The sequence below is a fragment of the Bacteroidota bacterium genome (genome assembly GCA_030706565.1).
Lineage (GTDB): Bacteria > Bacteroidota > Bacteroidia > Bacteroidales > JAUZOH01 > JAUZOH01.
The window spans coordinates 1-13887 of record JAUZOH010000007.1; the positions used below are offsets into that span (position 1 = coordinate 1).

Consider the following 13887-nt stretch of genomic DNA (forward strand, 5'->3'; position numbering starts at 1 on the left):
TTCCAACAAAATTGTATCTCTGGTAGATAGAGAAATTGTATAGGATGGGAAAAGTGGATTTTCAATATTGTAGGCCATCTGTAAAGTAATAACGCCCCCGATAAATACAGAAATAATCAAGACAATACTGATGGAATTCAAGCCTATTTTTTCAATTTCCTTAATTGTCTGCTTAAAAAATAGCATTTTTTTCTCAGGCTTAGAGAATACTTTGGCCATGAGAAGATAATATTGACCCAGTTTAAAGAATAGCCCCATATCAGTTAATTTTTAGGATAAAATTACAAATATTTACACGATTATTCATTTTTTAGTCCCGTTTAGCAATCAAGAAATTAATGATTAATCGAATATTTATTGTTAATTTGCAAAGAACAGAAACATTTTTCAATTATTTATTTACCGTCATTAAAAAATCTCTATTTTGAATCATCATGGATAAAAATATTTTTTGTGTAATAATGGCCGGGGGAGTTGGCAGCCGCTTCTGGCCATTGAGCAAAACCTCTAAACCCAAACAATTTCTGGATATTCTTGGAACAGGAAAAACCTTACTTCAACAAACTTTTGACAGGTTCAAATCCCTGTTACCTGTCGAAAATATTTTTATTGTTTCAAACCGGGATTACAAAGAACTTATTTTAGAACAACTTCCGGAAATCAATGCTGAACAGGTTTTGCTCGAGCCCATGCGGAAAAATACAGCTCCCTGCATAGAATATGCCAATTTTAAAATATTAAAAATCAATCCACAGGCAAAAATCATTGTTACTCCTTCCGATCACCTTATCTTAAAAGAAAATATTTTCCTGGACGTGGTAAAGAAAGGATTGACTTTTGTCGAAAGTCAGGATGCTTTACTTACCCTGGGTATAACTCCTAACCGGCCGGAAACAGGATATGGTTACATACAGGTAAACGGAAATAAAAACGTTTCTGGTATAAAAAACCTGCACAGAGTAAAAACTTTTACAGAAAAACCAGATCTTTCAATGGCAAAAGTTTTTCTTGAAAGTGGTGATTTTTATTGGAATGCCGGCATTTTTATCTGGTCTCTTGCCTCAATTTTAAAAGCGTTTGAAATTTATTTACCCGACATTCATGCTCTCTTTACCGAAGGGGTTGATCTGTTCAACACCCCTAAAGAAGAAGAATTTATTTACAAAATTTACAGTGAATGTAAAAATATATCCGTTGACTATGGAATTATGGAAAAAGCATCCAATGTTTTTGTGCTTTGTTCCGATTTCGGATGGTCGGATTTGGGAACCTGGGGCTCCCTTTACAACTACCTGCCTAAAGATCCAAAAGGGAATTCCCTCTCCGGAGACAATGTATTTGCTTATGACCTGAAAAAATGTATCGTCAACATCACAAGCAATAAATTAGCTGTACTACAAGGTTTGGAGGATTTTATAATTGTGGAAACTGAAGATACTTTACTTGTCTGTAAAAAACAGGACGAACAGAAAATCAAGCAGTTTGTCACGGAAGTGAAATTGAAAAAAGGCGATCAATATATTTAAATCATTAATGATCTCAAAAAGGCTGTCCAAAAGGAAAGGACAGCCTTTTTATTTATCTTATAAGGACAAAAAAGGGATATCTTTTTGAGATACCCCTTTTCTTTAAACTTTAATATTTTCCCCGGAAAACCAACAGGAATTAATATTCCCACAAATCCTGTTCAGTATTAAAAATCCAGTTTTTAATTCTTTCGGCTTCCTGTAATGCTTCAGCAGGTGCATAATCATTAATTGTCCTGTTGTTGTAAACATTAGATTCTGCAAATATGTAACTATCAAACCTTCTTTGCATGAACAAATCATCAAAGGAAATTCTCTGAGCATCATTAAAAGGATTGAAAACATCATGTGAACATAAAAGATTACGTGCATCAGGATAATATACCCAGAACAATTTTTTCATGATCGGAGTATTGGTTGAATCGCCAGGACGGGAATAAACCCTGATTGGGCAAAGTCCAATGATTCGTACCTGCATGGTGGAATATTGTTTATCAAAAAACCATTTTTCCTTGACCAGTACTTTTTTTACCTGATCGTTACGAATTTCACCAGGAATGATAGTATCAGCCATTCCCGAACGTTTAATGGTATCGGGCAAACCACCTAAGGCCTGAGATACCTGATCATAAGTCATTTCTTTGGCAAATTCATTTAACTCATCATCAGTGGCATAAACCTTTAAACCTTCATTCTTCATGCCCCACAACAGAATATCAATCAGGCTCATTCTGGAGCCAATAGCTTTTGTAGGATAATATAAAGGTAAATTCATTTTTTGCCTCAGATCAATCATCCGCCAAACAGTTTTTTCCCACATTACATCTGCTTCTCTTGTAGTAACATAAGGGACAGGCTTTTTATTGGGGATATGAATTTTCTCATATACTTCTGTCTTAAGATCCTGTGCTTTAGCAACATTTGAAAAAGCAGAAAAAAATGCTAAACCAATCATCAAGAATAAGAATCTGTGCTTCATTTATGTGAATATTAAAGGTTAATCTAACTAATCAATTTTAAAAGAAATAGAACCCAACTTTCTAGTACTACCATCAGGCCCAACAGCCCGGATATCTTCAAAATATACTTTCTGTCCCCGGCTTAATCCATGTATTATAGAACGTTGCTGTTCGGTAAATCTGAATCCATGAGCAGTAGCATCACTAACAAATCCACCCTTGGTAGTAGAAACCGTAAACTGGGTAACGGTAAAATTCAGATCGAAATCAAAATTTTCCATTTCTGCCTCTACGCCTGCCTGGGCAATAAGCATGTTTTTACTGATGTTCCCGCCCCGGGAACCAGCAATTTTTGCCACAGGATCCGGAACAGTTTTCACTCTAAATAACATGGACCCCATAGGCCTTTTCTTGCCATCAACTTCTGCCTGTACGGAAACAACCGCAGTTCCAGGCTTGAATACATTTACAATATAACTGTTACCCCGTTTTTTAATCACTCCATTAGATACACTTGGATATACCTTTTCGGCAGGTACACCGGGAACGGAAATAGAAACAGGATTATCTACAGCCACATAAAAAACATTCATTTTAGTAGGTGAAACGGTTAAACCTGCCTCACCAATCTGATAGGATTGTTTAAATGGTTTGGAAGTATAAGTGCCATCCGGATTTTTTATACGGACAATACCTCCCCAATGTTGCATTCCAACAGCAGTAGCGGGGCGCTGGTAAATTCCCTTTCCATTTTTTATAGGCAAAGAAGTATAGCTTCCCCTCATTCTATAATCCCAGGTCCCATCCGGCAAACGAATAGAATCATAAGCACCCACAAACACTTCTGGTTTTTGAGAAGTATCCTGGGCAGCGATAAATACCTGAGCCGAATATTGATTCCCCTTCAGAATAAAATTAGAATTTGCAATAACTGTAGCATCCAATTTATTGAAAGTAAATGCTCCTGCATCAATTTGCCCAAGTAAATATTTTATAGCAGTCGACTCCGCATTACGCACATCAATCTGCATCCGTGAAAGAATAGTCATCACCGCCACCAAAGGCAGATGTTCGAAATTTTCAGTCTGCCAGGTTTTTATGGTCCCTTCCTTTGTCACCGGAGGATCAGAGGTATTAAGGCTCTTTTTTATTGTCTTAATCACTTCCACATCCTTTTTATCAATAAAAGAAATCAAAAAATCCCGATACTTATTTATATCTGCTTTTAGATTATTCGCTTTCCCCTGATTGTGATCACCGACCATGATTTGTGAAGGTGCATCCGTATCATCCTTTCGGTTTATCAGGTTTAAATCAATTTTCTTACCACTAATAGCAGGAGACTTTTTATCAGAAGTTTTAATAATTTCAACCTTCAGACTCTGCATATAATCACAGATTTCATTGGATTTCTTATATACCTGATCAGCCTTCATCTTCCATGGACCGACTTTAGAAGGACGGGCAGCATAAGCCTTATTAAACTCCTGATATATCATATTGTTTTCATCAACGAAATTTTCAGTAGTTTGCGATAATCCTTGATCAACAAGAACAAAAGCATCGAGTACATCTTTAGAGACATTTAAAGCCAATAATGCGGTATAAAAAAGGTACATCATACCGATCATCTTTTGTCTTGGCGTTTCTTTTAGAGCCATAATCTAATATATCTTACTTTGACCTCTTACTTTTCTTTTCCAAACAAAAAGAAGATTAACGATTCATAACATTTATTGCTGAAAGCATATTCCCATAGATAGAATTTAAAGCAGAAATATTTTGGCTCAGCTTAGTTACTTCATTTTTATATTTTTGTGTTTCTTCTATGGAATCTTTTAGATTTTGAACCATGGAATCCATTTTGCCATATACCTCTTTGGTCCCTTTTAAATGCTCTTTATTATCAGAAAGTTGAAGTTCATATACAGCATTAAGGGCCGAAAGATTTTTATTAATATTTTGCAACTGCTCCTTATAGGATTGACTTCCTTTTGATATGCCGTCAATTTCGACATTCATTGATTCAGAGAGTTTAGTATAAGATTGCTCAATAATTTCAGATGACTTGTTAACCTTTTGAGCCATATCATTGCCAGACTGAGATAATAAATTGGCTGTATTCTGGTATGAATCGGACAACTTAGTCATAGAATCATTTATTTGTACAGAATTCTGATTAAAGGACTGATTCATACTGCCAACGGATTCAGCTGCTAATTTAATATTCTGGGCATAATCTTTAGTGGCAGATGCAGCTTCGGTAATATCTACAAGGCCTGCAGATGTTTGTGAAAGTTTACCAATACTTTCATTCAATTTGGCTATTGTAGCTTCATCCAATCCGCCTATGCTAACTAAACCGGTTTCCAACTCAGCACTCTGCCTTTCATTACGGCCCCGGTCCCTATCCTTACCTTTTGCACTTTCCCTGTAGGTTTCAATTTCATCAGTATCAGTCATTCCAGCAAGTTCCGGATAAACCAAGGTCCAATCCAATTCTTCATGAAGAGGTTCAAAAGCAGAGAAAAAGAATATAATAGATTCAGTACACAAACCGACCATCAACATCACACTCGCTCCAGGATAATGTTGAATTTTAAACAATGCTCCAATCATCACTACAGAAGCACCCCATCCATATAATTTCGACATGAAATTTTTCCAGCCGGAGCTTTGAACTAACTCACTTAAATTCATAATGCGAAGTTTTTAAAGATTACCTATCTGTTCCCAAGCAAGCACGTACACACCTAAACCCAATATAGCATTTTGCAGAATCCTGATATTCATAAGATCTGGTACCACATTGCAAATAATACCCTATATCTTTCCAGGAACCACCTCTGACTACTTTTCTCTTTAATGTAGGAGGATCATCAGGTCTTGCATTATATTGATAATTCGGATTTAAATCGTGAGTATAAACATAAGAAGATTCATCATAAGCGTTAGCTGTCCATTCTGCAACATTACCAGCCATATCATACAAGCCATATTCATTAGGTTCATAAGATCCAACCCGAACAGTAGTCATACCCCCATCATCAGAATAATTACCTCTTAAAGGTTTGAAGTTAGCAAGGAAACAACCTTTATTATTACGGGTATAAGGACCACCCCAAGGGTACATAGATAATGACAACCCCCCTCTTGCAGCATATTCCCATTCTGATTCCAAAGGAAGTCTGTAATCATGAACCCAGGGTTCCCCCTCTTTTGCAAGGGCATGATTGAGATAATCCGTACGCCAGATACAAAAAGCGCTTGCCTGTTTCCAATTTACACCGACAACAGGATAATTATCATAAGAAGGATGCCAAAAATACATCTTAGTCATGGGTTCATTAAAAGAATACGTAAAATCGCTGATCCAACATAAAGTATCCGGATATACATTTACATTATCCCTGATAATGAAAGAGGAACGGTCTTTAATGTTTACTTTTTCGCCATCCTGATTGGTGACATAACCCTGATATTGTTGAGTCTTGAAATTATAACGATTAGCCTTAAGTGCAGCTTGTTGATAATCAATCCAATAATATTCATAATTTAGTTTTCTGGTATCAATTTCCTTACGTCCATAAAAACGTTCCTGATTATTGTAATACATATCTTTAAGCGCTTCATTAACCTGTTCGTCGCTAAAATCTATTTTAGCATCCCAGTTAATCATTGGAGGTTCAACAGCATTGCCATTTTCATCTTCGCTAATCACAAAATCGTCAATTTGTTCACCCAATTTTTTACGCATGATAGAATCACGTACCCAATAAACAAATTGTCTGTATTCGTTATTAGTGATTTCTGTTTCGTCCATCCAAAAGGCACTTACCGAAACTGTCTTAGACATACTATTCTGAGCCCAGGCTACGTCCTGATCGTTAGGTCCCATTGTAAAGCTTCCCTGAGGGATAAAAACCATTCCGAAAGGTTCTGACTCAGCATAACTTTTACGTCCCGGTACACCAACCAGTTCTCCATTATTATATTTCCCGCAACCGTCTAAGAATAATACGATCAGAAAGCTAAATACAATTAATTTTTTCATATATACAGATGTTTATGAATTGGAATCAGCAAAACTAATATTTCTAAATTAAAAAATTAAACTCTTCATCAAAATTACAAAAATCGAATGCTCTTGTATCTTTGAGGTATTTTTTCTTTGTTAATTTTAAAACAATAACTTACCATAAATTCATGCCCGCCGGAAGTTGTTTTTGAAATATCCGAAATTACAAAATCATAGGAATACCCCAATCTTATTCCATTAAGCAGTTCAAGGCCCACTATACCGACAACAGCATCACCTGGCCTGAAAGAGATACCTCCCCAAAAGCGTTTATTATACACCAAATTTGTATTTAAGGTTACCTGGGCAACCTTTGTATCCGTATGAACGCAAAATGAAGGAATAAGCTGCAAAGCAGGATTAGGAAGTTGAATAGTATATCCACTCATTAAATAAAAATGCCTGTTCACATAAGAAGGATTAACACTCGTGCCCTGATAAGTCAACTTTGGTTTATTCAAATGAGTACAGGATAATCCCAGGTATAAATCTTCAGTTTTATAAAACAAACCGGCACTCATATCCAAAGCATAAATATTTTCCTTATCGGGAATAGAAGGGTCATTTCCTTTACCGTTCAAAATGGAAGAGCCATCGCTACTGATAGTTCTCCACGTTGGATCAATTGCATTATTAATTACCCCTGCGTTAATACCAATTCCTAATTTCCCTGAACCTAAATCCATTCTGTAAGCATAAGAGATATTTGCGCTTTTATCATTATTGAATCCTATGCGGTCGTTGGCAACATTTATCCCTACCCCGCTGCTAATTCCAAAAGGTTTGACAGATGAACTAACCCCAAGTACAGTCACATTTTTTGCTCCAGGTACACCGACATAATCTTCCCTGTCCCATGCTGAAGCACAAATTCCATCTTCACTACCAGTATATCCCGGATTTACAGTCATCTGATTAAACATATACTGACTTATTTGAGGATCTTCCTGGGCAACAGCCAAAAAAACATTACAAATCTGTAACACGATGAAGAAAAACTTTTTCATACAAATTGGTATAATCCTCTTATGTAGTCAACCTGTTAATTAAAACAGTAAAATAAATAAAAATATTATTCCAACACAAGTTTTATTAACAATAATAAAATAATAAAACTACGCATAATTTTTACATTATACTTAAAAACCGGAAAAATAGTTGTCTTTTATTTATATAAATTTTTTACTCAGTTATAAAATAAATGAAACTCAGATATCTAAAATATTAAATTTTTCATTATTTTTTAAAATATTAGTTAAAAATGAAAAATGATACCACACATTTCACCCTTGGTTTTATAAAAATATAAAAAATTTGAAAATCTAACCAACTAAGTTAATTAATTTTCTGAAATGTCTTCCACCAACGGTCAGGAATTTCATGATTGCAAGCCTTCTGATAATCCAGATAGGAACATGAACGTAATATTTTTTGAGCAACTCCGTCTTTAAACATAGGGACTTCAATCCACCACCGGTCAGTCTGAATACTTTTATAAAAAATAACTTCATCATTTTTGGCAGTCAGGCTTACAATAAACTTTTTAAATTCTGAAGTCTGACCTGCAGGATCTTCCTTTCTCCGCAGAACAAAGCCACTAAGGAAATGCCAAATTATTTGAGCGGCCAGATTTACCGTTTGATTATTTATATCCAAAGAAGGATTTATTTCATACATTCCAAATGAAGTAATATGATCGCTCATCCCCCCATAATAGGCAACCTGACATGCTTCCTCACAATAAAACCCGTTAGGAGATGGATTATAATAGGCAGGTGCATCCGATTGCCTGAGAGAAGATATGTCCATGCTCAAAATATTCGCATCCCGGAGAATGGGTTCAACTTCCTGAATATTAGAACGCACTTGTCCCAATCTTATTGCATCAAAATACAATTTATTCAGCATGTCCACTTTGGCATCATCTACCAGATAATTTTGATGGCCCAAATTGGTATAATTAAACAAATACTTGCTGTTACACAAAATGGTATTTAGAAAATTTTCCGAATTTATATCTTCTTCTAGACCTGATACATCAATCTGTGAATCAACCGTGACTATACTAAATAGTTTTTTTTGCTTTTCGTAGGAAAGATACTGGGAATATGTCAGATCCTGACTTCCTCCTAAAATGACAGCACAGACATCATGGGCGTTTAATTCCTGAAGGACATCACCCAAACCGATGTAGGTATCGTTTATATTTTTACCAGGTTTAAAATCTCCCAGATCAATGATTTTGACATTCTGGATTTTCTGAAGGCGGTAAAGCATATTCCTGACAATATCAGGGGCTTTCGAACAACCCTTATTCTCAGAAGAACGTTCTTCAGGCACTCCCAAAAGGGCAATCTGAAACTGGTCAATATTTTCGATATCTCCGCTTTGAAGATGCAAAGTTATATTACTACCCAGACTGGATGGATATTCCATATACTTGCTCTGGATAAAAGGAAGATCAATCGGGTCGAAATAATCGTTAAAATTCATATCTCTTAACTATTTACTTTTTCCTTGTCCTTTTTTTGTGCTTACTTTCAGAACTATTTTTAATGATTTCCATACAATCATCCAGAGTCAATTCTGCAGGAACTTTATCTTTTGGAATTTTATAATTTTTCTTTTCAAAAACTATATAGGGGCCCCAGCGGCCGTTCAATACAGACAATCCGGGATTTTCCTTGAAATTTTTTATTATTTTGTTCCTGTCTTTTTCCCTTTTTTCTTCTATAATCTCAATAGCCCGGTCGAGCTGAATATCAGCCGGATTATCCGTAACTGTGCTTATAGAGAAAAATTTAGCATCATGTTTCACGTAGGGGCCAAAGCGGCCAATAGCCACCGTTACGTCATTATCCTCGTATTTGCCCAAATTCCGGGGATACTTAAATAAACTTAAAGCTTCCTCAAGAGTAATACTATCAATATGTTGTCCTTTTAATAAACTTGCAAACCTGGGCTTTTCCTCGTCATCTTTATCTCCTATCTGAGCAATGGGGCCATATTTCCCGATTTTGACAGAAAGAGGCTTTCCGGAAACCGGATCTGTTCCTAATATCCTTTCACCCTTGCTGCGCTGTGACTTTTCCTTTGTCTCCAATACCTTTTTGTGGAAAGGAAGATAAAACTTATCGATCATCTTTGACCATTCCAACTTACCCGAAGCTATTTCATCAAATTCCTTCTCTACTTTAGCCGTAAAATTAAAATCCAGGATATCCTTAAAATATTCGACCAGGAAATCAGTTACAATCATTCCGATATCGTTAGGAAAGAGCTTTGCTTTTTCGGCCCCGGTAATTTCGGTTTTTATATCCTCTTTTATTTTCTTATCCTTGAGAGTAAGTACCGTATATTTTCTTTCTTTCCCTTCCCTGTCTTCCTTCACCACATAGCCTCTTTGCTGAATGGTTGAAATAATTGGAGCATAAGTTGAAGGACGGCCAATCCCCAGTTCTTCCATCTTTTTGACTAAACTTGCTTCGGTATAACGTGGAGGATAGTGAGTAAAACGTTCAGTGGCCACGATTTGATTCGACAAAAGGGATTGTCCAACTTTAATGGGAGGCAATAATCCTTTTCCGTTTTCTTCGTCTTCCTCATCAGTCGACTCGATATAGAGTTTAAGAAAACCGTCAAATTTCAGTACCTCACCGGTAGCAATAAATTTTTCCCTGGTCGTAGAAATGTCAATTGTTACGGTAGTCTTTTCGAGCAAAGCCTCGCTCATCTGAGAGGCAACAGTTCTTTTCCAGATAAGTTCATACAAGCGTTTTTCAGCATTGTTGCCTGTAATGGTTTCATTTTCAAAGGAAGTTGGCCGGATAGCTTCGTGTGCTTCCTGGGCTCCTTTGCTTTTGGTTTTATATTTTCTGATTGAAACGTACTTCTCGCCAAATTCATGAGTGATTACTTCCTGGGCAGCAGTCAGTGCCGTTTCGGCCAGATTGACAGAATCCGTTCTCATATAAGTAATTTTCCCTGCTTCATAAAGCTTCTGGGCAATCGACATGGTTTGAGAAACCGAAAATCCCAACTTGCGGCTTGCTTCCTGTTGAAGGGTGGAAGTAGTAAAAGGAGGCGCAGGAGACTTCCTGGAAGGCTTAGTAACCAAATCGCCCACTTTATATTGAGCAGAGAGACATTTATTTAAAAACGCAACAGTTTCTTCCTTGGAAGAAAACTTTTCGTTGAGTTCGGCTAACATCCCTACAGGTTTACCCTTTTTATCAGCTGTAATAAAAACAGCGGTAACTTTATAGGATGCAGAAGCCACAAACTCGCGGATCTCCCGTTCACGGTCTACAAGCAGGCGAACAGCAACCGACTGTACTCTTCCGGCAGACAATGAAGGTTTCACTTTCACCCAGAGAATTGGAGAAAGTTCAAAGCCCACCATGCGGTCAAGAATTCGCCTGGCCTGTTGTGCATTTACCAGGTTACTGTCTATGTCCCTTGGGCTCTTAATGGCGTCAAGAATAGCATTCTTGGTGATTTCATGAAAAACTATTCTCTTGGTATTTTTTTTCTTCAGATTGAGTACTTCTGACAAATGCCAGGCAATGGCCTCCCCTTCGCGGTCTTCATCAGATGCCAGCCAGACAGTCTGAGCATTTTTAGCCAGCTTTTTAAGTTCAGTAACCAACTTTTTCTTATCCTCGGGAATAACGTACTGAGGTTCATAATTCTTCTCAACGTCAATACTGAACTTCTTTTTATCCAAATCACGTATATGCCCAAAACTTGAAGTAACCAAATAATCTTTCCCTAAAAATTTTTCTATGGTCTTCGCTTTGGCCGGAGATTCAACAATTACTAAATTTTCTTCCATCAAACATGTATTTTTCTGAATACAAAAATGGCACAAAGTAAAACATTTGTCAAAATATGTTCAAAAGTTTCTATTAAATAATAATTGCTATTTTTGCCCCAAAGTACTAAAATTAATCATGGAAAAATTAGGAAAAAAAGAAAAACATTATTTAAAAATTTTTTACATACTGTTTTTTTCTCCCCTGGCATTAATCATTTTAACCGTTTTCTTTTCAATAATCGGACTATTAGGATTCATGCCTACTTTTGAAGATCTTGAAAATCCCAGCAGCAATCTGGCTTCAGAGGTTATTTCTGAAGATAATGTGCTTTTGGGTAAATATTATGTTCAAAACAGGACCTACGTTGAATTTGAAGAGTTATCCCCTTATCTGCTTAACGCACTGATATCCAGAGAAGATCACCGTTTTACCGAGCATTCCGGAGTTGATGCAGTAGGGCTGGCCCGTGTTTTTTTTAAAACTTTTTTATTGGGCAGAGAAAGCTCAGGAGGAGGAAGTACCATTACCCAGCAATTGGCAAAGAATTTATTTCCCCGGGACACCACTTCATATAACATTGGACTGGTCAGAAAATTCAAACTTTTTACTGCAAAATTCAAAGAATGGGTAACTGCCGTAAAACTTGAACGGAATTACACCAAAGAAGAAATTCTGGTCATGTACCTGAATACAGTTCCCTTTGGCAGTGAAACTTATGGGGTAAAATCAGCAGCCCGGACCTTCTTTAATGAATCTCCAGATTCATTAAAAATAGAAGAAGCTGCTCTTTTGGTGGGGATGCTGAAAGGGCCTACCAGATATAATCCTGTCCGCAACCCGGAACGTTCGTTGGAACGCCGTAACGGAGTCCTTGAAAAAATGAAGGACTATGGGTATATCAGTTCAGAGCAATGTGATTCGCTCAAAAATATTCCTATCAGGCTACATTATAATTTACAGGACCACAATGAAGGATTAGCTACTTACTTTAGGGAATATCTTCGCCTTGTTCTGGATGCCCATGAACCCGAACGCGACAATTATGTATATGCCAGCGATTATACGCAGGATTCATTAGCCTGGGCCACCAATCCTTTATATGGATGGTGTAACAAAAATAAGAAGCCTGATGGCTCCTCTTACAACCTTTACAGGGATGGATTAAAAATTTACACCACCATCAATTCGAAAATGCAGAAATATGCTGAAGATGCCATGTCAGAACATCTTGAGAAAGTACTTCAACCTGCATTTTCCAGAGAAAAGAAAGGGAAGAAAAATGGGCCTTTCTCCAATGCGCTTAGCAACGAGGACATACAAAATATCATGACTGCTTCCATGAAGCGGACCGACCGTTATAAATACCTGAAAAATACAGGAGCATCAGACAGGGAAATACAGCAAAGTTTCAACACTCCTACAAAAATGACAGTATTCAGCTGGCATGGGGATATTGATACGGTGATGTCGCCCATGGACTCCATCAGGTATTACAAATATTACCTGCGGGCCGGTTTTATGGCCATGGATCCTCATAACGGTGAAGTTAAAGCTTATGTCGGTGGGCCAAATTTCAGGTATTTCAAATATGATGCAGTTAAAATGCAAAAGAGGCAGGTAGGTTCAACCATCAAACCGTTTATTTATACGCTGGCCATGCAGGAAGGCTTTTCTCCCTGCGATAAAGTTCCCGACGTACCTACAACTTTCCAGTTAGGAGACACAACCTGGACCCCTAAAAACTCAGGGAACGACAAATATGTCGGGCAAATGGTAACCTTGAAATGGGGACTGGCCAATTCCATTAATTATATTTCGGCCTGGGTAATGAAACAGTTTAATCCGCCATCGGTCATTGAAGTTGCCCATAAAATGGGTATCACCAGTTATCTTGATCCGGTTCCTTCGCTGGTATTAGGTACTTCAGATATCTCTCTGTACGAAATGGTCGATGCTTACTGCACCTTTGCCAACAAAGGCATACATACCGAACCCATTATGGTGACTAAAATTGCAGACAAGAACGGAAACGTCCTGGCTACTTTCCAGCCACAAAGTGCTGAAGCCATCAGCGAACAAACAGCATACCTCATGCTGAATATGATGGAAGGTGTAGTTAACGGAGGAACAGGTGCCAGACTGAGAGGCAGGCGCTTTGGTTTCACCAACGTGATGGCCGGAAAAACAGGAACCACTCAAAACCATTCTGACGGCTGGTATATCGGAATCACCCCGGACCTGGTATCAGGTGTCTGGGTTGGCGGTGAAGACCGCGGAACACATTTCGATGAAATGTACCTTGGACAAGGTGCCAACATGGCTTTGCCAATCTGGGGGTTGTTTATGCAGAAGGTATACAGGGATCCCAGCTTAAAAATCTCGAAAGGCGATTTTGAACGTCCTGCAAACTTCAGTGTCGTGATGAATTGCGATCAATACGACCAGGAGAAAAAGCAGCAAACCGAGGAAGAAGAAACCATCGAATAAATAAGGGAATTTTTCCTTAT

Annotated in this window: 10 protein-coding genes; 2 read left to right on the forward strand and 8 right to left on the reverse strand. The window is 37.5% G+C overall.

Going from position 1 to position 13887, the window contains the following annotated elements:
* A partial coding sequence (locus Q8907_01130; GenBank protein MDP4272861.1) for an ABC transporter permease occupies window positions 1-258 on the reverse strand: 258 nt, incomplete at its 3' end.
* 176 nt (window positions 259-434) lie between these two features.
* Between Q8907_01130 and Q8907_01135 the strand changes: the two genes are divergently transcribed.
* A complete protein-coding gene (locus Q8907_01135) occupies window positions 435-1526 on the forward strand; it encodes a mannose-1-phosphate guanylyltransferase (protein ID MDP4272862.1) in 1092 nt (363 codons plus the stop codon).
* A 139-nt stretch (window positions 1527-1665) separates the two neighbouring features.
* Here the strand turns inward: Q8907_01135 and gldN are convergent, their stop codons facing one another.
* The 7 genes from gldN to topA form a co-directional block, all read right to left on the reverse strand.
* Window positions 1666-2505, reverse strand: coding sequence for a gliding motility protein GldN (gene gldN, locus Q8907_01140; protein MDP4272863.1), 840 nt, complete (start codon window positions 2503-2505; stop codon window positions 1666-1668).
* A 27-nt stretch (window positions 2506-2532) separates the two neighbouring features.
* Window positions 2533-4146, reverse strand: a complete 1614-nt coding sequence (gldM, locus tag Q8907_01145) for a gliding motility protein GldM (GenBank protein MDP4272864.1) — start codon at window positions 4144-4146, stop codon at window positions 2533-2535.
* 55 nt (window positions 4147-4201) lie between these two features.
* Window positions 4202-5185 carry a gliding motility protein GldL gene (gene gldL / locus Q8907_01150; GenBank protein ID MDP4272865.1) on the reverse strand — a complete coding sequence of 328 codons (984 nt, stop codon included), beginning with the start codon at window positions 5183-5185 and terminating at the stop codon, window positions 4202-4204.
* Window positions 5186-5204: 19 nt separating this feature from the next.
* Window positions 5205-6539, reverse strand: coding sequence for an SUMF1/EgtB/PvdO family nonheme iron enzyme (locus Q8907_01155; GenBank protein MDP4272866.1), 1335 nt, complete (start codon window positions 6537-6539; stop codon window positions 5205-5207).
* Between the two features lie 74 nt (window positions 6540-6613).
* Entirely contained in the window at window positions 6614-7570 is a 957-nt protein-coding gene (locus Q8907_01160) for a type IX secretion system membrane protein PorP/SprF (GenBank protein MDP4272867.1), read from the reverse strand.
* Between the two features lie 328 nt (window positions 7571-7898).
* Window positions 7899-9056, reverse strand: a complete 1158-nt coding sequence (locus Q8907_01165) for a formimidoylglutamase (GenBank protein ID MDP4272868.1) — start codon at window positions 9054-9056, stop codon at window positions 7899-7901.
* A gap of 13 nt (window positions 9057-9069) precedes the next feature.
* Window positions 9070-11397 carry a type I DNA topoisomerase gene (gene topA, locus Q8907_01170; GenBank protein ID MDP4272869.1) on the reverse strand — a complete coding sequence of 776 codons (2328 nt, stop codon included), beginning with the start codon at window positions 11395-11397 and terminating at the stop codon, window positions 9070-9072.
* 118 nt (window positions 11398-11515) lie between these two features.
* Between topA and Q8907_01175 the strand changes: the two genes are divergently transcribed.
* On the forward strand, window positions 11516-13867 hold the full coding sequence (locus Q8907_01175) for a transglycosylase domain-containing protein (GenBank protein MDP4272870.1): 2352 nt from the start codon (window positions 11516-11518) through the stop codon (window positions 13865-13867).
* Window positions 13868-13887: the final 20 nt, after the last annotated feature.

Excerpts from the sequence above, each read along its gene's own strand:
- Q8907_01135 (MDP4272862.1), top strand. The coding sequence starts at position 435 with ATGGATAAAAATATTTTTTGTGTAATAATGGCCGGGGGAGTTGGCAGC.
- gldN (MDP4272863.1), bottom strand. The coding sequence starts at position 2,505 with ATGAAGCACAGATTCTTATTCTTGATGATTGGTTTAGCATTTTTTTCT.
- gldM (MDP4272864.1), bottom strand. The coding sequence starts at position 4,146 with ATGGCTCTAAAAGAAACGCCAAGACAAAAGATGATCGGTATGATGTAC.
- gldL (MDP4272865.1), bottom strand. The coding sequence starts at position 5,185 with ATGAATTTAAGTGAGTTAGTTCAAAGCTCCGGCTGGAAAAATTTCATG.
- Q8907_01155 (MDP4272866.1), bottom strand. The coding sequence starts at position 6,539 with ATGAAAAAATTAATTGTATTTAGCTTTCTGATCGTATTATTCTTAGAC.
- Q8907_01160 (MDP4272867.1), bottom strand. The coding sequence starts at position 7,570 with ATGAAAAAGTTTTTCTTCATCGTGTTACAGATTTGTAATGTTTTTTTG.
- Q8907_01165 (MDP4272868.1), bottom strand. The coding sequence starts at position 9,056 with ATGAATTTTAACGATTATTTCGACCCGATTGATCTTCCTTTTATCCAG.
- topA (MDP4272869.1), bottom strand. The coding sequence starts at position 11,397 with ATGGAAGAAAATTTAGTAATTGTTGAATCTCCGGCCAAAGCGAAGACC.
- Q8907_01175 (MDP4272870.1), top strand. The coding sequence starts at position 11,516 with ATGGAAAAATTAGGAAAAAAAGAAAAACATTATTTAAAAATTTTTTAC.